The sequence below is a fragment of the Kitasatospora sp. NPDC086801 genome (assembly GCF_044745805.1).
GTDB lineage: Bacteria > Actinomycetota > Actinomycetes > Streptomycetales > Streptomycetaceae > Kitasatospora.
Map to the genome: position 1 here is coordinate 44,418 of NZ_JBIVAX010000018.1, position 23,669 is coordinate 68,086.

The window sequence follows — 23,669 nt, forward strand, 5'->3', positions numbered from 1 at the left end:
GTCAGTCCCTCCCTGTCGGTGCGGTCCGGGTCGTCGGCCCGGCCGGTGTGTGCGGGTCGGCGGCCGGGCCCTCGGCCCGCTCCCGGGCCTCGCGGCGGGCCCTGGCGCGGGCCCGGACGGCGCTCTGGCGGCGCTCGCCGCGCGGCTCGGCGGCCTCGGTGGCGGCCCGGCCGTCCGGGGCGGCGCCCTCGGCGAGGCCGGCCGCGAACTCGGCGATGGTGGGCCGCCCGAAGACGTCCACCAGCCGGACCGGCCGCTCCAGGCGGCGGGCCAGCTCCAGCTGGAGCCGGGCGGCCAGCAGCGAGTCGCCGCCGGCCTCGAAGAAGTTGGTGTGCCGGCCGACCGGGCCGCCGCCCAGCAACTGCCGCCAGGCGTCGGCGACGAGCTGCTCGACACCGGCCAGCGGGGCGGCGTCGGCGGGCCGGGCGGTGGCCCCGGGCAGCGGCAGCCGGGCCCGGTCGCGCTTGTTGGTGCGCGTCCTGGGCAGCGCGTCCAGCAGCATCACCGTGTCCGGTACGACCGCCGCCGGGAGCCGCTCGGCCAGGTGCGCCCGCAGCTCGGCGCCGGTGACCCCGGGCGCCGCGACCGCGTAGCCGACCAGCCGGCGGGCCGTGCCCCGGCCGTGCGCGGCGGCGGCCGCCTCGCGCACCCCCGGGTGCAGCTCCAGCAGCGCCTCGATCTCCTCCAGCTCGATCCGGTTGCCGCGGATCTTCAGCTGGCTGCCGATCCGGCCGACGAACGCCAGCTCGCCGTCCGGGAGGCGGCGGCCCAGGTCCCCGGTGCGGTACAGCCGGCCCCCGGCCTGCCAGGGGTCGGCGACGTACGCCCGGGCGCTCTCCTCGGGCCTGCGGTGGTACGCGCCGGCCAGGAAGTCGCTGCGCAGGTGGATCTCGCCGACCACCCCGACCGGGCAGGGCCGGCCGTGGCGGTCCAGGACCACCGCCTCGCGGCCCGGGATCGGGCTGCCGATCGGCACCCCGGCCGGGAACTCCTCGCCCGGCGCCAGCTCGCGGTGCGTCGCCAGCACGCACTCGGTGGGCCCGTAGAGGTTGTGCAGCCGCGGCCGGTCGGGGCGGTGCGCCCAGGCGGCGGCCAGGGCCACCGGGAGCACCTCGCCGGCCATCAGCACGTGGGCGAGGTCCGGCAGGTGCGAGCCGGTGGCGTCCAGCGCCTCGGTGACCAGTTGGAAGAAGGCCGGGACGGTCTGGATCTGGGTGATCCGCTCGGCCCGCAGCCACCCGGCCACCGCGAGCGGGTCGCGGCGCAGCCCCTGCGGCGGCAGGCACAGCACCGCGCCCGAGCAGAGCGCGGCGAACACCTCGGTGTACGCGGCGTCGTAGGTGAACGGGGCCCACTGGGCGATCCGGCTGTCCGGCCGGATGCCGAAGCGCTCGCGCTGCCAGTGGGCGAACTGGGCGAGCGCCGCGTGCGGCAGGGCGATGCCCTTGGGCGTGCCGGTGGAGCCGGAGGTGTAGACCAGGCAGAGCGGGTCGCCGGGGCCGGCGGGGGAGGCGGCCGGGGCGGGGCCCGCGGGCTCGTCGGCGGCCGGCACCCGCGGGTCGACGGCCTCGACCGGGACGCCGGCGAAGTGCCCGACGCCTTCCCGCAGTTCGGGGTGCAGGGCGAGCGTGCTCTCGGCGGCCAGCAGGCACACCGGTTCGGCGTCGGCCAGCAGCGCGGTCAGGCGGGCGTCCGGGTCGGCCGGGTCGAGCACCGCGAAGGCGGCCCCGGTCTTGGCGACGCCGAGGATCGCGGCGCTCTGCACCGGGCCGGCGGGCAGCAGCACCGAGACGAACCGGCCGGGGGCGGCGCCGCGCTCCAGCAGCCGGGACGCGATCCGGTCGCTCCAGACGTCGAGCTGCCGGTAGCCGACCGTCACGCCCTCGGCCCGGATCGCGGGGGCGTCCGGACGGGCGGTGGCCCGGGCCCGGAACAGCTCGGACACCGAGACGGCGTGCTCGGCGCGCGCCTCGCCCGCGGGGCGGGCCGGGCGCGGGGCGGGCAGAGCGGGGTCGGTGAGCTCGACGGCGTCGAGGGGGGCCTGCGGCGAGGCCAGGGCGGCCCGCAGCAGGACGTGGAAGTGCCGGGCGAAGCGGTCGGCGAACTGCGCGCCGAAGCGGTCCGTGGCGTACTCCAGGGCGCCGGCGATCCGGTCGGCGCGCTCGTCCAGGGCCAGGGTGAGGTCGTACTTGGCCGCCCCGGTGGGGACCTGGCGCAGCACGCCGGCGGCCGCGCCCAGCCGGACGTCGGCCGGCGGCGCGTCCTGGAACACCAGCGAGGCCTGGACCAGGGTCGGGCGGCCCGGGTCGCGGGGCAGGCCGAGGCCGGCCACCAGCCGGTCGAAGGCGACCAGCGGACGGCCGAGGTCGCCCGCCAGCGCCCGCCCGGTGCGGGCGGCGAGCTCGGCGAAGGACGGCGCCCCGGCCAGGTCCACGCGCACCGGCAGGGTGTTGGCCAACGAGCCGACCAGCGACTCCAGTTCGGGCCGGTCGCGGTTGGCGACGGGCACGCCCACCAGCACGTCGTCGCTGCCCGCGTAGCGGCCCAGCAGCGCCGCGTACACGGCGAGCAGCAGGGTGAAGGGCGTGGTGCGCAGCCGGGCGGCGCCCTCGCGCAGCGCGGCCGTCAGCTCCGGGGCGAGCGCCACCGGCAGGGTCTCGCCGGCTCCCGTCGGCCGCGCCCGGGTCGGTACGTCGGCGGGCAGGTCGAGCACGCCGGGGTGCCCGTCGAGCCGCTTCAGCCAGTACTCCAGCTGCTCCTGACGCAGCGTCAGGCCCGCTTCGGCGGCGCAGTCGGCCGCGTAGCCGGCGAAGTCCAGGTCGAGCGCGGGCGGCGGCTCGGCCAGCCCGAGGCGGGCGGCGTACAGCGCGGCCAGCTCGCGCACGGCCACGCCGATCGACCAGCCGTCGACCGCGAGGTGGTGCGCGGTGCACAGCAGCACCGAGCGCTCGGGGCCGGTGCGCACCAGGGTGAGCCGCAGCGGCGGCTCACCGGCCAGGTCGAAGGGGCGCACCGCCTCCGCCCGGGCGAGCCCGGGCACCTCCCCGGGCGCCGCGTCCAGGACGGTCAGGGCCGGTGCGGCGGGCGGCGCGAGCACCAGGACCGGGCCGTCCTCGCGCAGCTCGCAGCGGGCGGCGAGCACCGGGTGCCGGGCGGTCAGGTCGGCCAGCGCCCCGCTGAGGGCCGCCTGGTCCACCGGGCCGGTCAGGTCGAGCGCGGCCGGCAGGTGGTAGGCGGGCGAGTCGGGGTCGAGGCGGTGCAGCAGCCACAACTGGCGCTGCTGGTCGGTCATCGGGACGGCGTCCGGGGCCGGCCCCGCCGTACGGACGGCGGGCGCCGGGGCGGCGGGCCGCACCCGCGCCAGGGCGGCGGGGGTGGGGTCGGTGTAGAACTCGGCGAGCGACGGCGCGGCGCCGAAGCGGGCCCGGGCCCGGCCGAGCAGCCGGGTCGCGGCGATGGAGTTGCCGCCGGCGGCGAAGAAGTCGTCGGTGGTGCCGACCCGCTCGGGCGGCAGGCCCAGGACCTCCGCCCAGAGCGCGACGGCGGCCCGCTCGGCCTCGGTGACCGGTGCGCTGCGCCGGGCGGCGGTGAGCTCCCCGGCCCGCAGCAGCAGGGCTGGCCGGTCCACCTTGCCGCTGGTGTTGAGCGGCAGCGCGGGCAGCGGGGCGATCACCCCGGGGACGGCGGCGGCGGGCAGCCGCTCGCGCAGGTGGCGGCGCAGGCGGTCGGGCAGCCCGTCGTCCCCGGTCCGGGCGGTCACGAAGGCGACCAGCCGGGGCCCGGCCGGCTGCCCCCGGTCCACGACCACCGCCGCCTGGCGGACCTCGGGGTGGGCGGCGAGCAGGGACTCCACCTCGCCGACCTCGATGCGGTGGCCGAGGATCTTCACCTGCTGGTCGGCCCGGCCGAGCACGACGATCCGGCCGTCCGGCAGGTGGCGGGCCAGGTCGCCGGTGCGGTAGACGGTGCCGCCGTCCGGGTCGACCGGGTCGGCCACGAATGCGGCGGCGGTCAGCTCCGGGCGGTTGCGGTACCCGGCGCTCACGCCGGCCCCGCCGATCACCAGCTCGCCGACGGCCCCGCGCGGCACCGGCCGCAGCCGCCGGTCCAGGACGTAGCAGACGGTGCCGGCCACCGGGCGCCCCACCGTGACGCCCTCGCCGGGCAGCACCCGCCCGACGGTGGACCAGATGGTCGTCTCGGTCGGCCCGTACAGGTTCCACAGCCCGGCGCAGCGAGCCAGCAGCCGATCCGCGAGGTCGGCGTCCAGGGCCTCGCCGCCGCACAGCGCCCGCAGTCCGGGCCGGCCCGCCCAGCCGCCGTCCAGCAGCCCGCGCCAGAGCGAGGGCGTGGCCTGCATGACGGTGGCGCCGCTGCGCTCCAGCAGCGCGCCCAGCGCCTCGGCGTCGCGGACGCTCTCGCGCGGGGCGACCACGACCCGGCCGCCGGCCAGCAGCGGGGCGAACAGCTCCAGGACGGAGATGTCGAAGGTGATCGAGGTGACGGCGAGCAGGGTGTCGTCGGCCCGCAGTCCCGGCTCGGCGCGGACCACGCTGTGCAGCAGGTTGGCGACGCAGCCGTGCGGCACCGCCACGCCCTTGGGCAGCCCGGTGGAGCCCGAGGTGTACATCAGGTACGCGAGGTCCTCGGGGCCGGCGCCGGGCAGCGGCTGCCCGGTCCCGGCGTCCGGGCCCTCGTCGAGCAGCGCGGCCGGGTCGGCGGCGGGCAGCCCCTCGGCGGGGTCGCCGATCAGCAGGCGGGCGCCGCTGTCGGCGAGCACGTGCTCGGCCCGCGCGGCGGGCATGGCCTCGTCCAGCGGGACCAGGACGGCTCCGGCCCGCCAGATGCCGACGATCAGCGGCACCAGCTGCGCGCCGCGCTCGACGCGCAGGGCCACCCGGTCGCCGGGCGCCACGCCGTGCCGGGCCACCAGCCGGCGGGCGACCAGGTCGGCGGCCGCGTCGGCCGCGGCCCGGTTGAACGCGCGGCCGGGTGACTCGACGGCCGGTGCGGCGCCGTCCTGCCGGGCGAGTTCGCGCAGCGCCTCGGGCACGGTGGCCCAGGCGCGCTCGGCGTCGGGTGCCCGGTTGAAGTCCACCAGGACGCGCCGGCGCCGGCCTTCGGAGAGCACCGGAAGCTCGGCCAGCGGCCGGTCCGGGTCGGCCGCGGCGGCCTCCAGCAGGCACAGCAGCGAGTCCGCGAAGTCGGCCGCCGTCTCGGGGGCGAGCAGCGCCGTGCGGTACTCCAGCGTCGCGTCCAGCGCGCCCGAGGGGCGCGGGCGCAGGAAGAAGGTCAGGTCGTACTTGGCCGTGCCGCTGTGCGAGGGCGCCGGGGCGGTGGTGACGCCGGGCAGCTCCAGGGTGGTGGTGGGGCCGCTGTGGAAGGAGTACATCAGCTGGAACAGCGGCGTGCGCCCGCCCGCGGCCCGGCCCAGCCGCTCCAGGACCAGGTCGAAGGGGGTGTCGCGGTGGCGCAGGTCGGCCTTCAGGTGCCGGCGGGTGCGGGCCAGGGCCTGCCGGAAGCTCGGCTCGCCGCCGAGGTCGCTGCGGTGGGCGACGAGGTTGAGCAGCGGTCCGACCACGCCGGCCAGCGCGGTGCGGCCGCGGGTCGCCACCGGCATGCCGACCACCAGGTCGTCCTGGCCCGTCCAGCGGGCGGCGGTGGCGCAGAAGGCGGTGAGCAGCACGGTGGACAGGCTGGCCAGTTCGCCCCGGCCGAAGGCGCTGAGCCGGGCGGCCAGGTCGGCGGGGACGGTGAAGTGGTGCAGCGCGCCGGCCGCCGGGTCGCCGCCGGGGCCGACGTCGGACGGCAGGTCGGCGGTGGGCAGTTCGCCGCCCAGCCGGGTCTGCCAGTGGTCGATTCCGCCGGCGTGGCTGGTGTCGCTGTCGTCGCCGCGCTGCCAGGCGGCGAAGTCGCCGAAGTCGGGTCCGGCGGCCGGTTCCTGGGCCGGGTCCGGGTCCGGGGCCTCGCCGCCGAGTTCGGCGGCGTAGCAGGCGGCCAGCGACTCCAGGAAGACGCCGAAGCCCCAGGCGTCGACCACGATGTGGTGGGCGGTGAACAGCAGCAGCGAGCGGCCGCCGCCCAGCAGGAACAGCTGGGTGCGCATCAGCGGGGGCCGGCCCAGGTCGAAGGGTACGGCCACGGCGCGGGCGGTGAGCTCGGCGAGCCGGTCCGCGCGCTCGCCCTCGGGGACGCCGGTCAGGTCGACGGTCTCGACGGCGGGGCGGACCAGGTCGGCGAACAGCTGCCACGGCTCGCCCGCCCCGTCGGCGGTGACGGCGCAGCGCACCACCTCGTGCCGCCGGGCGACGGCGGCCAGCGCCCGTTCCAGGGCGGCCACGTCCAGCGGGCCGCTGACGTGGAAGGCGGCGCTCTCGTTGTGCAGGGCGGTGCCGGGCAGCACCTGCTCGGCCCGCCAGATGGAGCGCTGGGCGTAGGACAGCGGCGCGCGGGCGCGGTCGCCGCGCAGCGGCAGGGAGGTGTCGCGGCTCATCGGCGGCCGCCCTCCGGCGAGGCGTCCGCGCGGCCGGCGGCGACGGCCGCGGCCAGCCCGGCGACGGTCGGGTCGCCGACGTACACCCGCAGCGGCACCTCGACGCCGAAGCGGGTGCGCAGCCCGTCCAGCAGGCGGGCGATGCCCAGCGAGTCCCCGCCGAGCAGGGCGAAGTCGTCGTGCCGGCCGACGGCGGGCACGTGCAGCAGCTCGCGCCACAGCTCGGCGATGCCGGCCTCCAGGCCGTCCAGCGGCTGTTCGCCGGTGCGCCCGGCCAGGGCGGCGGCCGGGCTGGGCAGTGCCCGCCGGTCGGCCTTTCCGCTGAGGGTGCGCGGGATCGCGGCGAGCCGCAGGTACAGGGCGGGGCGGGCGGCGGCGGGCAGGCCCTCGGCGGCGTGCGCGCGCAGCTCCTCGTCGGTGGCGCCGTCGGCGACCAGGTAGGCGCAGAGCACCGGTTCGCCGTCGGCCTCCTCGACCAGGGCGGCGCAGACGTCCGCCACCGCGGGGTGGCGGCGCAGCAGGTCCTCGATCTCGCCGAGTTCGACCCGGGCGCCGTTCACCTTGACCTGCTGGTCGCGGCGGCCCAGGACCTCCAGGGTGCCGTCGGCGCCGAGGCGGCCGAGGTCGCCGGTGCGGTACCGGTCCGGTGCGACGAAGCCGCCGGCCGCGTCGCCCAGGTAGCCGCGCAGCGGGAACGGGGTGCGGATCTCGATCTCGCCGATCGCGTCCACCACCGGGCGTCCGCCGACCAGCACCCCGATCTCGACCCCGGGCATCGGGTGGCCGGCCGGGACGGTCTCGGCCTCGGCGTCCTCGGCGGTGAGCCGGCGGAAGACCTTGGTCATGGTGGTCTCGGACGGCCCGTAGAGGTTGACCAGCTCCTTGCCGTCTCCGAACAGGCCCCGCCACCAGGCGATGTCGGCGGGGCGGACCGGCTCCCCGGCCATCAGCACGCTGCGCAGTCGCGGTAGGGAGTCGGCGGCCAGCCCGGCGGCGCGCAGGGTGCGGAACACGGTGGGCACGCAGTGCAGCAGGTCGACCTGCTGCTCGGTCAGCCAGCGGGCCAGGGCCGCGCCGACGGGGATGGCGCCGGGCGCCGGGAGCACGGCGGTGCCGCCGGCGCACAGCGGGACGAGGGCGTCGCGCAGGAAGGCGTCGAAGCCGGGGGAGGTGAGCATGGAGATCCGGGTGCCCGGGGCGATGCCGAACTCGGCGATCTCCCAGTCCAGGAAGTGTGCGACCGCCTCGAAGCTGCCCCGGATGCCCTTGGGGCGGCCGGTGGTGCCCGAGGTGAAGTAGACGTAGCCGGCGTCGGGGCCGCTGATGCCGATCCAGTCGTCGGCCGCCCAGGGCAGCGGGGTGATCGACTCCGTGGCGAGCAGCGGCAGTTCGCCCTGTCCGGCGACGGTCAGGTGCTGCCCGGAGACGGTCGGGCCCGGCCCGGCGGCGGCCAGCGCGGAGCGGCCGGCGGCGTCGGCGAGCACGGTGCCCGGCCGGAGGTCCTCCAGCAGGGCCGTCCAGCGGGCGGCGGGCTGGCGGGTGTCCACCGGGGCGAACGGGCGGCCGGTGGCGGCGCAGGCGAGGATCGCCGCGACCACCGGGACGGGGTCCGCGCAGGCGACCAGGACCGGGCCGGTGCCGGTGGCGAGGCGGTCGCGCAGGCCGGCGGCCAGCCCGGCCAGCTCCTGGTGGCTCCAGACCCGCTCGGCGGTGGCGAGGGCGGGGGCGGTGGCTCGGCGCTCGACCTGGTCGGCCCAGCGGTCGAGGATGCTCGTGTGGCTCACAACTCTCCGTTCATGATCCGGTGGGCCACGACCGTCAGCGGGTCGAGGGAGGGCAGGGCCTCGCTCAGACCGGCGTCCTCGATCGCCCTGGTGACCAGGTGCAGCTCGGTGCAGGCGGCGACGAAGGCCCGCACGCCGTAGCGGGGCAGGGTCTCGCGCAGGAAGTCGATGGTGCGGGCCGGGTCCTCGCCGCGCTTGAGGCGGTGGATCTCCCGGTGCAGCGCCTCCTGGTCCGGCGGGCGCAGCGCCACCAGCTGCCGGGCGGCCCGGGCCCCGGCGGCGCCCGAGGTGAGGATGCCGGCCCGGGCGGTGCCGGAGGAGCAGAGCAGCAGGTGCGGTTCGCCGGCCGCGGCCAGTTCCCCGTGCACCACGTCGACCAGCGAGACGCAGCGCGCCGCGAGGTCGGCCGGCAGGTCGCCGAGCACGTGGTGGGCGGTGATGCAGGCGATCACCACGCGTTCCGCGCCGGCGGCCAGCAGGCCGCGCAGCGAGGACTCCACGGCGCGGCGCAGCTCGTCGAGTTCGCCGCTGCCGATGGCCTCGGTGCGGTCCACCACGGCCGGGTCGGACCAGAGCAGCACCCGGGGGGTGTCCTGCTCGGGGTGGAGCCGGCAGGCCCGGTAGACGGTGCGCAGCAGTTCGACGGAGGCCAGCGGGCCCATGCCGCCGACCACCCCGACCAGCGGGTGGCGCGGGCGGGTGCCGGGGCCGGCGATCGGCCCGGCGGCTGTGGCGGTCATCCCAGGCACGGCAGATCGAACTCCTCGACGAAGAGGGCGAAGGTCGCGACGAGCATCAGGTAGTCGGTGTCCAGGTGGGCGTGCACCTGCTGGCCGTCGCCGCGCTGACGCCGCGTCAGGGCGGCGACGGTGTCCGGGTCGAAGTAACCCTGGCGGCGGACGGTCGCGGGGGAGACCAGCTCCTCGAACCAGTCGGCGCCGGTGCTCAGCAGGTGGCTGCTGGTCTGGCCGCGGAATCCGTACTTCTGCCGGCTGAGTACCTCGCCGGGCACCAGCCCCTCGGCCGCCCGGCGCAGCACGGCCTTCTCCCGGCCGTGGGCGAGCATCAACTCCGGTGGCAGCGTGGTGGCGTGGTCGACCACCGCGTTCGCCAGGAAGGGGAAGCGCAGCTCGACGCCGTTGGCCAGGGCCATCCGGTCGCCGTGGTCGCCGAGCAGGTGGTCGGCGAGCCGCAGGTGGTAGTCGAGGTAGGAGCGCTGGTGCAGCGGGTGGCGCCCGGCCAGCCGCTCGGGGTCGACCAGGCGCTGGTTGGTGACGGAGAACTCGTCCAGCCCGTAAGCCAGGTCCTCGGCGTACAGCTCGCGGCGGAACTCCTGGGCGGGCAGCTGGTCCTGCTCGTAGCCGAGGTCGACGCCCCACATCCGTTCGCGGATCTCGCGCTCCAGCCGGGCGTCCAGGCCGGTGAGCCGGCTGCCGCCGAGCCCGGTGGCGTCGAAGCGGTAGCCGGGGTAGCCGCCGAACAGCTCGTCGGCGCCCTCGCCGCTGAGCGCGCCGACCGTCCCGGCGGCGCGGACGGCCTCGGACAGCGCCAGCGAGCAGACGTTGTACGACTCGCGCACGGGTGCCTCGGCGTGGCGCACCATCGCGGTGATCCGCTCGGCCACCTCGTGCTCGCCGACCGGGACTTCGTGGTGCTCGGTGCCCAGCTTGGCGGCGACCAGCCGCTGGTGCGGGCCCTCGTCGAAGTCGCGGCCGGGGAAGGTGACGGAGAAGCTGGGCCAGGCGTGGCCGGGCCGGGCCCGGGCCATCAGGGCGCCGATCAGGCTGGAGTCCAGGCCGCCGCTGAGGTACATGCCGATCGGCACGTCCGCGAGCAGCCGGCTGCGCACGGCCCCGTCGAGCAGTTCGGCGGTGCGGTGGGCGTACCGCTCCAGCTCCCGGTCCAGGGCCTCGGGGGCCACCGGGTCGAGGTCGGCGGCGAGCGGGAAGTCGAGGTCCCAGTACCGTTCGGTGCGCACGCCGGAGCGGTCGGCGATCAGCCGCTCGCCGGGGCGCAGGGCGCTGATCCCCTCGAACATGGTGCGCGGGCTGACCAGTCCGGGCAGCGTCAGCACCTGGTCGAGGCCGCGCAGGTCGACCCGGGCGCTGACGGCCGGGTGGCGCAGGATCGCCTTGATCTCGGAGGCGAAGATCAGCTGGCCGTCGGCGACGGTGTAGAAGAGCGGGACGATGCCGGCGCGGTCGCGGGCGAGCAGCAGCCGCTGCGCGGCCCCGTCGTACAGCGCGAAGCCGAACTGGCCGTCCAGGTGGGCCGTCAGGTCCTCGCCGTACTCGCGGTACAGGTGGAGCAGCACCTCGGTGTCGTTCTCGGTGCGGAACCGGTGGCCGCGGCGGCCCAGCGCGGTGCGCAGCTCGCGGTGGTTGTAGATCTCACCGTTGCAGACCGAGACCAGGGAGCCGTCCTCGGTGCGGTGCGGCTGGTTGCCGCCGGCGAGGTCGTTCAGGGCCAGCCGGCGAAAGCCCAGACCCAGGCCGTCCGCGGCGTAGTGGCCGTCGTCGTCGGGGCCGCGGTGCACCAGGCACGCCGTCATCTCCCGGACCACGCCGGCATCGGCCGGGCGACCGCCGCCCAGGACGAATACGCCGGTTATTCCGCACATTCTGTCCGCCCTCTCCCGTCGTGCGTTCGGAACTCGCCGATAGAAATACTCTGGAAATAGTCCGAAGAAACCCGGACGAGGAGCACCGTAACAGAGCTCGGTGTTCCGGGAAAGACTCAAGATCCTTATGCGCCAACCGACTATTTCAGGGCACAACTGAGCTGCGGCATCGCCTAGTTGGATCTTCTCAGGGCATGCCGAAATGCGGGCTGGACCAACCCGTGAATGAGTGCATAAAGTCTTCCGGGAGGCCTGTTCAGGCTTCGCGTAATTGACTGGGGAAGAAAGAGGAGCAGTGATGACCGGTTCGTCCGCCGTACAGCACGACGAGGTGGCCCGATGGACGCCGTGGCACCGGGACGCCGCGCCGAACGGGCGGTCCGGGCCCGTGCGCGTCTACTGCCTGCCGCACGCCGGCGGCTCCGCGAGCGCCTACCTGCCGTGGGCCCGGTCCGGCGAGCAGCCGGGCCTGACGATCGTTCCGGTGGAACTGGCGGGCCGGGGCACCCGCCTCGCCGAGCCGCCGTCGGCCGTCATGGACGAGGTGGTCGACGGCCTGCTCGCCCTGCTGGCGAGCCGCCCGGCGGACGAACCGTTCCTGCTCCTGGGCCACAGCATGGGCGCCCGGATCGCCTACGAGACGGCCCGCCGGCTCGCCGCCGACGCCCGACCGCTGCCGCTGTCCCTCGTGGTCTCCGGCGGCCGGGCGCCCGGCACGCCGGACGTGGCCCGGCTGCACGGACTCACCGACGACGAACTCCTGGAGCGCATCGTCGGCCTCGGCGGGACCCCGGCCGAGGTGCTGGAGTTCGCCGACCTGATGCAGATGATCCTGCCGGTGCTGCGGGCCGACGTCACGCTGCTGGGCGAGTACAACGACCGGATCCGGCCGACCGTGCTGCCCTGCCCGGTGCTGGCGCTCGGCGGCGCCGACGACCTGATGGCCGGACCGGAGTGGATCACCGGCTGGCGGGCCACCACGGCGGCCCGCTTCCGCCACCGCATCCTGCCGGGCGACCACTTCTTCCTGCACCAGCAGCGGGCCGAGGTGCTCGCGGAACTCGCGGCGGAGGCCCGGGCGGGCCTGGACACCGCCGGCGGCCCGCGGGAGGGCCGGGCGCCGGGCGCCTGACCCCGGCCGCCCGGTTCCGCGCGACGGGGCCGGGCGGCAGCAGGTGGCGGTCCGTCCGGAACGTTCCGGACGGACCGTCATCGCCGGCCCTCGTCGGCCCGCCGCAGGACGGCCGCGACGACCCGGGCGATCTCGTCGATCGGTCCGGCGGCGGCGAGCTCCAGGTGCCGGGCGGCGAGCGGGTGGTTCGCCACCGGCCCGGTGGCATGGGCCGACCACACGGCCACCGTCTGCTGCGGCCGGTGGTCGCCGGTCGCGGTGAAGGTGGTCAGCGGCGCGTCGAGCACCCCCGGGGTCCACGCCGCCATCAGCCCGGCGTGGTAGCGGCAGGAGTCGAGGAACACCGCCAGCTCGTCCTCGTCGCGCGGCGCGGCCTCGCGCAGCGCCGGGGCCAGCCGGTCGAGCAGCTCCGACGGCTTCGGCCGCCACTGCCCCGCCAGGACGGCCGCCGCCTCGGCAGCGGGCGCGCCGATCGCCGTCAGCAGCTCGGCCAGCACGTCGGTGTCGGTGACCTCCCCGGCGTCCGGCGGCGCCGGGTGGCTGTCCAGCAGCGCGACCAGGTCGACCTGCTCGCGCTGCTCGCGCAGCAGCACGCCGATCTGGTGCGCGACCAGCCCGCCGAAGGACCAGCCGAGCACCCGGTAGGGGCCGTGCGGCTGGACGGCGCGCATCCGCGCCAGGTACTCCCGGGCCAGCCCGTCCACGTCGGCCGGCCGCTCCCCGCCGCCGACCGGGCCGACGCCCTGGAAGGCGTAGACCGGCTGGTCCGGGTCGAGCCCGCGCAGCAGGCCGACGAAGCCGAGGCCGTCGCCCGTCACCGGGTGGACGCAGAACAGCGGCGCCCGGCCGCCCGTGGCCCGCAGCGCCAGCAGCGGTTCGAAGGGGGCGTCGGCGCGCCCGGGCCGCTGCCCGGTCAGCCGCTGCGCCAGCGCGGCCGGGGTCGGCGCCTCGAACAGCGCCTTGACGGGCAGCTCGACGCCGAACTCCGCGTGGATGCGCTCGACCAGCCGGATCAGCAGCAGCGAGTGGCCGCCGAGCAGGAAGAAGTCGTCCTCCGGTCCGACCGCGGGCACGCCCAGCAACTCGGCGAAGACCGCGACCAGCGTGCGTTCGGCCGGCGTGCGCGGCTCCCGGGACCGGCTCTCGACGTGGGTCTGCGGCTCGGGCAGCGCCCGGCGGTCCAGCTTGCCGTTGGCGGTCACCGGGAGCGCGCCGAGCGGCACGTAGGCGGTGGGCACCATGTACTCGGGCAGGTGGCCGCGCAGGTGGGCGCGCAGCGCGGCGGCCGTGGGCGGCAGCGCGGCCCCGTCCGCCACCACGTACGCGACCAGCCGGACGGCGCCGGCGCGGTCCTCGCGCACGGTGACGGCGCAGGCGGTGACCGCCGGGTGCTCGCCGAGCCGGGTCTCGATCTCGCCGAGCTCGATCCGGTGGCCGCGCAGCTTCACCTGGCTGTCCACCCGGCCCAGGTACTCCACCACGCCGTCGGGGCGCTGGCGGGCCAGGTCGCCGGTGCGGTACATCCGGGTGCCCGGCGCGCCGTGCGGGTCCGCGACGAAGCGCTCGGCGGTGAGCGCCGAGCGGCCGAGGTAGCCGTACGCGAGCTGCTCACCGGTCAGGTAGAGCTCGCCGGGCACGCCCGGCGGGACGGGGTTCAGGGCGGTGTCCAGGACGTAGGCGCCGGAGTTCCAGACCGGCCGCCCGATCGGCACCGGGCGCGGCCGCTCGTCCGCCGGGCCGCACTCCCAGGCCGTCACCTCCACGGTGGCCTCGGTGGGCCCGTAGAGGTTGTCCAGCCGCACGCCCGGGAGCACCTGGCGGAACCGGCGCACGGTGGCCGCGGGCAGCGCCTCGCCGCTGGCCACGACCAGGCGCAGCCCGGTGCACTCGGCGGCCCGCGGGTGCTGGAGGAAGACGTCCAGCATGGACGGCACGAACTGGGCGACGCTCACGCCCTCGCGCTGGATCAGCTCCGCCAGGTAGGCCGGGTCGCGGTGCCCGTCGGGCTTCGCCACCACCAGGGTGGCGCCGGTGATCAGCGGCCAGAAGAACTCCCACAGCGAGATGTCGAAGCTGGCCGAGGTCTTCTGCAGCACCCCGTCCCGGGCGCCGAGCCGGTACTCCTGCTGGCCCCAGCGCAGCCGGTTGGCGATGGCCCGGTGCGGGACGAGCACGCCCTTCGGCCGTCCGGTCGAGCCCGAGGTGTAGATCACGTAGGCCGGGTCCCCGGGGCCGGGGGCGGTCGGCGTGACGCCCTCGGGCGCCGGCAGGTCCTCCGGTGACAGGCACGGCACGCCCTCGGCGGGGCGCAGCGCGGCGGCCTGCTCCGGGGCGGCGATCACCGCGGCCGGGCGGGCGTCCGCCAGCATGTACGCGAGCCGGTCGGCCGGGTAGTCCGGGTCCAGCGGCAGGTAGGCGCCGCCGGCGCGGTGGACGGCGCACAGCGCCACCACGAGCTCCACCGAGCGGGGCACGGCCACCGCGACCCGGCTGCCCGGGCGGACGCCGACCGCGGCGAGCCGGCGGGCCAGCGCGTCGATCCGGCGGTCCAGCTCGGCCGGGCCGAGTTCCCGCCCCTCGAAGACCAGCGCGGGGGTGTCGGACGGCGCGGCGAGCCCTTCCGACACCAGGGCGGCCAGGGTGGTCGGCGCCAGCTCCCGCCGCTCGCCGGCGGAGCGCTCCAGCAGCCGCGGCCGCTCGCCGTCGGCGGACAGCTCGATCCGGGAGATCGGCCGCTCGGGATCGGCGGCCGCCGCGCCGAGCAGCCGCGCCAGGTAGCCGGCGATCGCCTCGACCGTGGCCCGGTCGAACAGGTCGGCGCGGTACTCGATGGCGCCGGTCAGCTCGTCGTCCGGGCCGGCGGGTGTGCCCAGGGTGACGGTGAGGTCGAACTTGGCTGGCGCCGGGCCCGCGGCGAGCAGCTCGCTGTCGAGGCCGGGGATCTCCACGGCGGCGCCCGCCTGCTCCATCACCAGGGCGACCTGGAAGAGCGGGTGGCGGCCGGGGGAGCGCTCCGGGTTGACCAGCTCGACGATCCGCTCGAACGGCAGGTCCTGGTGGGCGTAGGCGGCGAGGTCGGTGTCCTTGACGCGGCGCAGCAGCTCCCGGAAGCCCGGGTCCCCGTCGGTGTCGGTGCGCAGCACCAGCGTGTTGACGAAGAAGCCGACCAGGTCGTCCAGGGCCTCGTCGGTGCGCCCGGCGATCGGGGTGCCGATCGGCAGGTCGGTGCCCGCGCCGAGGCGGGTGAGCAGCGCGGCCAGACCGGCCTGGACGGCCATGAAGAGGCTGGCGCCGTCGGCCCGGGCGAGCTCCGCCAGGGCGCGGTGGTCCGCGCCGCTCAGCCGCAGCGGCACCCGGCCGGACTCCTGGCCGGTCTCGGCGGTGCGCCGCCGGTCCACCGGCAGTGCGATCTCCTCGGGCAGGCCGGCCAGCGCCTCGCTCCAGTACCGCCACTGCCGCGCGGCCGTGCTGCCCGGGTCCTCGTCGTCCCCGAGCAGCGCGAGCTGCCACTGGGTGTAGTCGGCGTACTGGACGGGCAGAGCGGGCCACTCGGGGGCCCGGCCGGCCGCCCGGGCCTGGTAGGCGGTGCCCAGGTCGCGGGCGAGCGGGCCCAGTGACCAGCCGTCGCAGGCGATGTGATGGACCGTCAGCAGCAGGACGTGCTGCTCGGGGGCGAGGGCGAAGAGGTGGGCGCGCAGCGGCGGCTCCGACGCGAGGTCGAAGGGCTGGGCGGCGGCGGTGCGCAGGGCCTCGGCCAGGCCCTCCTCGGTCACCGCGGTGGTGCCGGAGTGCCGTAGCAGCGGCGGGAGTTGCTCCGGGGCGAGGATGCGCTGGTGGGGAGCCGCGTCCTCGCCGCGGGGGAGCGGGAAGACGGTGCGCAGGGCCTCGTGGCGGCCGGCGCAGTCGTGCAGGGCGGCGGCGAGGGCGTCCCGGTCCAGGGCGCCGGTGAGGCGCAGGGCGAGCGGGATGTGGTACGCGTCGCTGTGCGGGTCCAGCTGCTGGAGGAACCAGAGCCGGCGCTGGGCGTGCGAGAGCGGGATCCGCTCGGGGCGGGCGGCGGCGGTCAGTGACGGTCGACATCGGTCGGCGTCCAGCACGCGGGCGAGCCCGGCGGCCGTCGGGCTCTCGAAGACCGCCCGGATGGGCAGTTCGGCCCCCAGGGCGGTGCGCACCCGGCTGACCAGCCGGGTGGCGAGCAGGGAGTGGCCGCCGAGTGCGAAGAAGTCGTCGTCCGGGCCGACCTCGGCCACCCCGAGGACCTCGGCGAGCAGCGCGCACAGTGCGGCCTCGCGGGCGTCCCGGGGGGCCCGGGAGCGGCCGGTGGCGGCCCGCAGCTCGGGTTCGGGCAGAGCGGAACCGTCCAGCTTCCCGCTGGAGTTGAGCGGGAGCCGGGCCAGGACGGCGTAGGCCGCCGGGATCATGTAGTCGGGCAGCTGCCCGGCCAGCAGCTCGCGCACCTCGGCCAGGTCGGGGGCGTTCCCGTCCTCGGTCACCAGGTAGGCGGCGAGGTGGCGCTCCTCGGCGCTGCCGCCCCGGGCCAGGACGGCGGCCTGCACGATCGCGGGGTGGCGCAGCAGCACCGCCTCGATCTCGCCGGGCTCGATCCGGAAGCCGCGGATCTTGATCTGGCCGTCGGCCCGGCCGAGGTACTCCACCTGGCCGTCCTCGCGGCGCATCCGGGCGAGGTCGCCGGTGCGGTACATCCGGGTGCCGGGCGGGCCGTACGGGTCGGCGACGAAGCGTTCGGCGGTGAGGGCGGGGCGGCGCAGGTAGCCGCGGGCCAGGTGCGGCCCGGACAGGTAGAGCTCGCCGGGCACGCCGAGCGGGACGGGGCGCAGCAGGTCGTCCAGCAGGTACGCCCGGGTGTTGTCGAGCGGGCGGCCGATGACGGGGGTGCGGCTGTCGTCCAGGGCGCAGGCGAGCGCGTCGACGGTGCACTCGGTCGGGCCGTAGTAGTTGAACACCGCGACGTCCGGCAGGGCGGAGAGTTCGGTCCACAGCGCCGGTCCGACGGCCTCGCCGCCCAGCATCAGCACGGCCGGGCGGTGGTGGCCCTCGGCGAAGAGGCCGGCGGCGGTGAGCGCCGGGACGTACGTCGGGGTGAGGTCCAGGAAGTCGAGGCGCTCCCGGCGGACGTAGCCGACCAGGGCCTGCGGGTCGAGCCGGACCTCGTCGCTCAGCAGGTGCAGCGGGTGGCCCTCCAGCAGCCAGAACAGCGGCTCCCAGGCGGTGTCGAAGGTGATCGAGGCGACCAGGCCGAGCTGGAGCCGCCGGCCGTGCGGGCCGCCGGACGGGCGGACCATGCGGGTGCGGTGGTGGTGCATCAGGCTGCTGAGGCCGCCGTGCGGGATCACCACGCCCTTGGGCACCCCGGTCGAGCCGGAGGTGTGGATGACGTAGGCCGGGTCGTCCGGGCCGGTGGGGCCGGTCCGGTCGGCGTCCGTCAGGTTCCCGCCGGGGTGGGCGGCGACGGCGGCCCGCACCCCGGGCTCGTCCAGCACCAGGACGGGCGCGCCCTCCGGCAGCCGCGCGGCGTCGGCGGCCGTGGCGAGCACGCAGACCGGGGCGGCGTCGGCGAGGACGCCGGCCAGCCGCTCGCGCGGCATGGCGGGGCTGACCGGGATGTAGGCGGCGCCCGACTTGAGGACGGCGAGCAGCGCGATCAGCAGGTCCGTGGTGCGCGGCAGCGCCAGGACGACGTACCGCTCGGGGCCGGCCCCGCGCCCGACGAGCTCCCGGGCGAGCCGGTTGGCCCGCTCGTTGACCTCGGCGAAGGTGAACCGGCCGTCCTCGGCGACGAGGGCCGTGACCTCGCCCTCCAGGGCGGCGCGCTCCTCGAAGGCACCGTGGTAGGTCACCGCGGGGGCGCCGTGGTGCGTCACCGCGGGGGCGGGCAGGGCGGGCCCGTGGGCGCGCTCGAACAGGTCGAGCCGCTCGTCGGCGTCGAGCAGGTCGTACCCGCCGATCCGCTGGTCCGGGTCGGCGGCGGCCGCGGTCAGCAGCCGGCCGAGCCGGGCGGTCAGGGCCTCGGCGCCCGCGCGGGTGAACAGGTCGGTGCTGTACTCGACGAAGCAGCCGAGCCCGGCCGGGGCGCCCTCGGCGTCGTGCACCTCGCGGATGTTGAAGGACAGGTCGAACTTGGCGCCGCCCGGGCCCGCCTCGGTGATCTCGGTGGTGATGCCGGGCAGCGCGAGGGAGGCCTCGGGGGTGTTCTGGAAGGCCAGCATCACCTGGAACAGCGGGTGCCAGGCCAGCGAGCGGTGCGGGTTGAGCGCGGTGATCAGCCGTTCGAACGGGAACTCCTGGTGGGCGAAGCCCTGGAGGTCGGTGCGGCGCACCCGCTTGAGCAGCTCGCGGAAGGTCGGGTCGCCGGAGGTGTCCAGGCGCAGGACCAGCGGGTTGACGAAGTAGCCGACCACGTCGTCGTAGCGCTCGTCGGTGCGGCCCGCGATCGGGCTGGCGATCGGGATGTCCGTACCGGCCCCCGAGCGGGTCAGCACCGCGGCCAGCGCCGCCTGGAGCACCATGAACATGCTGACCCGGCAGGAGCGGGACAGCGCCAGCAGCTCGCGGTGCAGCCCGGCCGGGAGGTCCCACGGGAAGTACTCGCCCCGGTGCGACATCGCAGGCGGCCGGGGGTGGTCGGCGGGCAGCTCCAGGAAGTCCGGCAGGCCCGCCAACGCCTCGCGCCAGTAGGCGAGTTGGCGCCCACCCTGGCCCTGCGGGTCGTCCAGGTCGCCGAGGCTCGCGTGCTGGCGCACGGCGTACTCGGCGTACGTGCCGGGCAGCGGGGACCAGACGGGCGCCCGGCCCTGGCTGCGGGCCAGGTAGGCGGTGCTCAGGTCGCGGGCCAGCGGGGCCAGCGACCAGCCGTCCCCGGCGATGTGGTGCAGCACCATCAGCACCACGTGCTGCTGCGGGCCGAGGACGAACAGGTGCACCCGCAGCGGGGCTTCGGCCTCCAGGTCGAAGACGTGCCCGGAGCCGGCCTCGATCAGGGCGGGCAGCTCCTCCTCGGTGGCGGGCACCACGGTGAGCACCGGCGGCAGCTCGGCCGTCGCCAGCACGTGCTGGCGCGGGACGCCGTCGCGCTCGGGGAAGACGGTGCGCAGGGCGGCGTGCCGCTCCACTACGTCGGCGAGGGCGGATCGCAGCGCCTCGTGGTCGACCGGGCCGGTCAGCCGCAGTGCCACCGGGACGTTGTACGAGGCGTCGCCGCCTTGGAGGCGGTCGTTGAACCAGAGCGCCAACTGCGCGTACGAGAGCGGTATCTCCGCGGGCAGGCTGTGTTCGCCCAGCACGGGGCATCCCTCCAGGTCGAACCGCCCCGCCGGCCGGGTGGGTCGGGCGGGCCGGACGGTGGTTTCCGGTGGCTCTTGGCCGTCGCGGGCCCCGGGCCGTGGTGGGTCACGGCTGCTGTGGGCCCCGGTTGTTGTGGGTTGCGGCCGTGGGGGCCGGGTCGTTGCGGGCCCGGCCGCTGTGAGTTCAGGGCGTTGTGGGCCCCGGGCCGTCGCGGGCCCCGGGCGCTGTGGCTTCCGGGGCCTTGTGGGCTCCGGGCCGTGGGGGCCCGCCGACGTCCCTCGGCGGGTGACTACCGCGCTGTGCGGGCGGGGGTCACGCGGTCCAGCGGTAGGTCATGTCCGGCTCGTTCTCCTCGTTGCGGCTGCCGTCGTTGGTGTCCACCACGACGAAGCCGTGCCGCTCGTAGAAGGCGCGCGCCTCGGTGTTCTTCTGGAAGACGTGCAGCGAAAGCTCCTGCGGGCTGGCCGACTTGACGGCCTCCAGCAGCAGGGTCCCGATGCCGCGGCGGCGCACCTCGGGGCGCAGGTAGAGGTGGTCGAGCAGGCTGCCGTCGAGCGAGGCGAAGCCCAGCACGGCCCCGGTCCCGGCGTCCTCGGCCAGCCAGACCCGGGTGTCCGGGAGCACGACGTGGGTGATCCAGCCCAGGGTGGCCTCGTCACTGTGCAGACGGGGCAGGTACGGCATGGTCGCGGTGCGGGAGGCCAGGAAGACCTCGGTGACGACACCGGCGTCCTCGGCTACCGCGGCCCGCAGGCGGACGTTCGCGGTGAGCGGTCCGTCAGGCTGCATCCACATCTCCTCGATCAGGTGCGTGAAGGGGCGGTGGTGCCGCGGGTGGCGACCGAAGGAGGAATACGTGATCGACACCCGCCGCGCGCCGACGCTACGGTCGCGAACTACGGGTGATGGAGCCGAATTTCCCCCCGGATGGGGCCGACATACTGCGTCCCGGCGGCATTGATCTTCGAGCAACCTAACACCTGGTCATGGACAGGGGAACCCCCGAAAGCAGGTTCCTGACAAGTCGATTCTGCGGTTAGATGATCGCGCGGGCCCGGCCCCCGGGGAGCGAGGATTTCGGCGCACCGGGCGGTGACTTTCCCCCACTTCCCCCGACTTCCCCGACCCCCCAACTTCGGCCGGCTTCCCCTGACTTCCCCTGACTTCTGACTTCCCAGACTTCCCCCGACTCCCCGAAAGGAGCGCCCGCGTGGACACTCCTGCCGTCCGAATCAGCGGCGCGGTCAAGACGTTCGGTGCCACCACCGCGGTGGGCGGCCTGGACCTGGAGGTGCCGCCCGGCATGTTCCTGGGCCTGCTCGGGCCGAACGGCGCGGGCAAGTCCACCACCATGCGGATGCTCACCGGGCAGACCCGCGCGGACGCGGGCACCGTGGAGGTGTTCGGACACCGGATGCCGGAGGACTCCCGCCGCGCCCGCGCCCTGGTCGGCGTCGTCCCGCAGCACGACAACATCGACCCCGAACTGACCGTGCGTCAGAATCTCGACGTCTTCGTCCGGTTCACGGCGCTGCCGCGCGAGCGCTACGGTGAGGCGGTCGACCAGGCGCTGGCCGCGGTCCGGCTGACCGACCGTGCCGACACCCGCGCCGACGCGCTCTCCGGCGGCATGCGCCGGCGGGTCCTGCTGGCCCGGGGCATCGTCAACAACCCGCGACTGCTGCTCATGGACGAGCCCACCGTCGGCCTGGACCCGCAGATCCGGCAGGACCTGTGGGACGTCATCGACGGGATGCGCGAGACCGGCACCACGGTGGTGATGTCGACCCACTACATCGAGGAGGCGGAGCGGCTCGCCGACGAGGTGGCCGTGGTGTTCGGCGGCCGGCAGATCGCCCGGGGCACCCCCGCGGAACTGCTGCGCGCGCACGCGGGCGCCCAGGCCGCCGAGTACCGGGGCGACGCGGCCCGGCGCGAACTGGTCGAGGGCGAGGCCGCCCGGGCCGGGCTGCCCAGCCGGCGGACCGGGCCGGCGGTCTCCGTCCTGCGGGCCGAGACGATCCCCGTGCAGATGCGCGAGCGCCTCGGGGCGCCGGACGTGCTCCGGCCGACGTCCCTGGAGGACGTGTTCGTCGCGCTGACCGGAGAGCTGTTCGGCTGAGCCCGTGCCGGTCGTGCCCTGTGCCGGTCGCGTCCCGTGCCGGCCGTGCCCTGTACCGGCCGCGTCCTGGGCCGGTCGCGCCGTGTACCGGCCGCGCCCGCCGTTCGGCCCGGCCCGGCCCGGCGCGCTGAGTGCCGCCCGCCTGCCCGCCCGCCCCCCACAGAGAGGACACCCGATGACCACGGCGACGCCCATGCCCCGCACCGAGGCCCAGACCGGCCCCGCCCCCGGCCGCCCGCCCGCCCTGTGGCCGACCCTGCGGGCGGTGTGGCTGCGCGAACTGCTGCTCTTCCGCCGCTACTGGCCCGCCATCACCTTCGGCTCGCTGATCGAGCCGCTGGTCTACATGGCCGGGTTCGGCGTCGGCTTCAGCCGACTGATCGACTCGGTCCAGGGGCACCCGTACCCGCAGTTCGTCGGCGTCGGCATGGTGGTCACCTCGGTGCTCTTCGCCTCGGCCTTCGCCGGGATGTTCGAGAGCTTCAACCGCCGCAAGTACCAGAAGATCTACGACGCCGTCCTGTGCCAGCCCGTCGACGTCTGGGAACTGGTCACCGCCGAGGCGTCCTGGATCGCCGTCAAGTCCTCCGTCTACGGCACCGCGCCGCTGCTGGTCTCCCTCGCCATCGGCCTGCCGCCGGGCCCGGAGCTGCTGCTGGTGCCCCTGGTGGCGCTGGTCTCCGGCTTCGCCTTCGCGCTGCTCGGCATGTGGGTGTCCTGCCTGGTGCCGGCGATCGACTGGCTGCGGCTCGTGGTGTCCGGCGTGCTGACCCCGCTGGTGATGGCCGCGGGCGTGTTCTTCCCGCTGGACGGGCTGCCCGGCTGGGTCCAGGCGGTGGCGGCCGTCAATCCGATCTACCACTGCACGCAGACGGTGCGCCACGCCGCCTTCGGGACCCTCGGCGCGGGCGACCTCCTGCACGGAGCCGTCCTGGCCGGATTCGCCGTCGTCGCCTGGTTCCTGGCCGTCCGGGGGATGCGCCGGCGGCTCATCGACTGAACCGGCTGGACCGACCGCCCCGCTCCCGGCCCCTTCCCCCCCCTCGGGTACCACGCAGACCAAGGAGAACCGACCCGATGACCGCCCGCGTCGCGAGCCCGCGCCGTTTCCTGATGTGCCGGCCCAGCCACTTCGACGTCAGCTACTCCATCAACCCCTGGATGCACCCGGACAAGCCGGTCGACGGCGCGCTCGCGCTCGCCCAGTGGACCAGGCTGTGCGACCTCTACCGCGAACTCGGCCACACCGTCGAGGAGATCGAGCCGCTGCCCGGACTGCCCGACATGGTCTTCGCGGCCAACGGCGCGACCGTGGTCGACGGCAAGGTCCTGGGCGCGCGCTTCCGCCACGCCGAGCGCACGGCCGAGGGCCCGGCCTACCTGTCCTGGTTCCGCGAGCAGGGCTGGTCCGAACTGCTGTGGCCCGAGCACATCAACGAGGGCGAGGGCGACTACCTGCTGGTCGGCCGCCGACTGCTGGCCGGCACGGGCTTCCGCACCGACCCGGGATCGCACGCCGAGGCCCAGGAGTTCTTCGGCGTCCCGGTGACCAGCCTGACCCTGGTCGACCCGGAGTTCTACCACCTGGACACGGCGCTCGCCGTCCTCTCCGACGACGAGATCATGTACTACCCGGAGGCCTTCACCCCCGGCAGCCGGGCGGTGCTGCGCGAGCTGTTCCCGGACGCGATCCTGGCGACCGCCGAGGACGCCGCCGTCTTCGGCCTCAACGCACTCTCCGACGGCCGCCACGTCCTGCTGCCCGAGTCGGCCACCCACCTGATCGGCGAACTGCGCCGCCGCGGCTTCGAGCCGATCGGCGTGGACCTCACCGAACTCCTCAAGGCGGGCGGCAGCGTCAAGTGCTGCACCCTGGAACTGCGCGGCGGCCGGTGACGGCGCCGGAAGCCACCCGGCCCCACCCCTGACCGAGTCAACCAAGCAACCGAGTCAACCAATCGAGAGAGGACGACGTGGTGACGAATCCCTTCGACGACCCCGATGCCGACTACCTGGTCCTGGTCAACGGAGAGGGCCAGCACTCGCTCTGGCCGGCCTTCGCCGTCGTGCCCGAGGGCTGGGAGAAGGTCTTCGGCGCAGCGCGGCGGCAGGCCTGCCTCGACCACATCGAGCAGGCCTGGCCCGACATCCGCCCCCGGAGCCTGACCCACGGCTGACCGCCGCGCCGCGCCGCGCCGCCGACCGCCTCCCGGCCG

General features: G+C 76.0%; 11 protein-coding genes. 5 read left to right on the forward strand and 6 right to left on the reverse strand.

The annotated features are described in order from the left end of the window. Position 1: 1 nt before the first annotated feature. Genes ACIPLC_RS20145 through asnB form a run of 4 tightly spaced genes read right to left on the reverse strand, consistent with a single transcriptional unit; the run spans position 2 to position 10,897 of the window. Complete coding sequence (locus ACIPLC_RS20145) at positions 2–6,493, reverse strand: amino acid adenylation domain-containing protein (protein WP_400474357.1); 6,492 nt, start codon at positions 6,491–6,493, stop codon at positions 2–4. Continuing rightward, positions 6,490–8,277: a non-ribosomal peptide synthetase gene (locus ACIPLC_RS20150; RefSeq protein ID WP_400474358.1), complete on the reverse strand. Its 1,788-nt coding sequence runs from the start codon at positions 8,275–8,277 to the stop codon at positions 6,490–6,492. The genes ACIPLC_RS20145 and ACIPLC_RS20150 overlap by 4 nt, the downstream gene beginning before the upstream one ends. After that, on the reverse strand, positions 8,274–9,017 hold the full coding sequence (locus tag ACIPLC_RS20155) for an aspartate/glutamate racemase family protein (RefSeq protein WP_363624219.1): 744 nt from the start codon (positions 9,015–9,017) through the stop codon (positions 8,274–8,276). Before ACIPLC_RS20155 ends, ACIPLC_RS20150 begins: the two co-directional genes overlap by 4 nt. Further along, a complete protein-coding gene (asnB, locus tag ACIPLC_RS20160; protein WP_400474359.1) occupies positions 9,014–10,897 on the reverse strand; it encodes an asparagine synthase (glutamine-hydrolyzing) in 1,884 nt (627 codons plus the stop codon). Before asnB ends, ACIPLC_RS20155 begins: the two co-directional genes overlap by 4 nt. A gap of 298 nt (positions 10,898–11,195) precedes the next feature. Between asnB and ACIPLC_RS20165 the strand changes: the two genes are divergently transcribed. Continuing rightward, positions 11,196–12,029 carry a thioesterase II family protein gene (locus ACIPLC_RS20165; RefSeq protein WP_400474360.1) on the forward strand — a complete coding sequence of 278 codons (834 nt, stop codon included), beginning with the start codon at positions 11,196–11,198 and terminating at the stop codon, positions 12,027–12,029. A 77-nt stretch (positions 12,030–12,106) separates the two neighbouring features. Here the strand turns inward: ACIPLC_RS20165 and ACIPLC_RS20170 are convergent, their stop codons facing one another. Both ACIPLC_RS20170 and ACIPLC_RS20175 read right to left on the reverse strand, forming a co-directional pair. After that, on the reverse strand, positions 12,107–19,330 hold the full coding sequence (locus tag ACIPLC_RS20170; RefSeq protein WP_400474361.1) for an amino acid adenylation domain-containing protein: 7,224 nt from the start codon (positions 19,328–19,330) through the stop codon (positions 12,107–12,109). Between the two features lie 313 nt (positions 19,331–19,643). Further along, positions 19,644–20,120 (reverse strand): GNAT family N-acetyltransferase, encoded by a 477-nt coding sequence (locus tag ACIPLC_RS20175; protein ID WP_400474362.1) that lies wholly within the window; start codon positions 20,118–20,120, stop codon positions 19,644–19,646. A 421-nt stretch (positions 20,121–20,541) separates the two neighbouring features. Here ACIPLC_RS20175 and ACIPLC_RS20180 point away from each other — a divergent pair, with 421 nt between their 5' ends. The 4 genes from ACIPLC_RS20180 to ACIPLC_RS20195 all read left to right on the forward strand — a co-directional run bounded on the left by ACIPLC_RS20180 (position 20,542) and on the right by ACIPLC_RS20195 (position 23,630). Continuing rightward, the gene (locus ACIPLC_RS20180) at positions 20,542–21,453 is read left to right on the forward strand and encodes an ABC transporter ATP-binding protein (protein WP_400474363.1); all 912 of its coding nucleotides are present in this window, start codon (positions 20,542–20,544) and stop codon (positions 21,451–21,453) included. Between the two features lie 175 nt (positions 21,454–21,628). Beyond that, complete coding sequence (locus tag ACIPLC_RS20185) at positions 21,629–22,453, forward strand: ABC transporter permease (protein WP_400474364.1); 825 nt, start codon at positions 21,629–21,631, stop codon at positions 22,451–22,453. Between the two features lie 77 nt (positions 22,454–22,530). Next, on the forward strand, positions 22,531–23,349 hold the full coding sequence (gene ddaH / locus ACIPLC_RS20190; protein WP_400474365.1) for a dimethylargininase: 819 nt from the start codon (positions 22,531–22,533) through the stop codon (positions 23,347–23,349). A gap of 80 nt (positions 23,350–23,429) precedes the next feature. Next, entirely contained in the window at positions 23,430–23,630 is a 201-nt protein-coding gene (locus ACIPLC_RS20195; RefSeq protein ID WP_400474366.1) for an MbtH family protein, read from the forward strand. The last annotated feature ends 39 nt before the right edge of the window (positions 23,631–23,669 follow it).

What these genes read in the sequence shown, in the direction of transcription:
- ACIPLC_RS20165 (WP_400474360.1), top strand. Translation starts at nt 11,196, where the DNA reads ATGACCGGTTCGTCCGCCGTACAGCACGACGAGGTGGCCCGATGGACG.
- ACIPLC_RS20185 (WP_400474364.1), top strand. Translation starts at nt 21,629, where the DNA reads ATGACCACGGCGACGCCCATGCCCCGCACCGAGGCCCAGACCGGCCCC.
- ACIPLC_RS20145 (WP_400474357.1), bottom strand. Translation starts at nt 6,493, where the DNA reads ATGAGCCGCGACACCTCCCTGCCGCTGCGCGGCGACCGCGCCCGCGCG.
- ACIPLC_RS20155 (WP_363624219.1), bottom strand. Translation starts at nt 9,017, where the DNA reads ATGACCGCCACAGCCGCCGGGCCGATCGCCGGCCCCGGCACCCGCCCG.
- ACIPLC_RS20175 (WP_400474362.1), bottom strand. Translation starts at nt 20,120, where the DNA reads ATGCAGCCTGACGGACCGCTCACCGCGAACGTCCGCCTGCGGGCCGCG.
- asnB (WP_400474359.1), bottom strand. Translation starts at nt 10,897, where the DNA reads ATGTGCGGAATAACCGGCGTATTCGTCCTGGGCGGCGGTCGCCCGGCC.
- ddaH (WP_400474365.1), top strand. Translation starts at nt 22,531, where the DNA reads ATGACCGCCCGCGTCGCGAGCCCGCGCCGTTTCCTGATGTGCCGGCCC.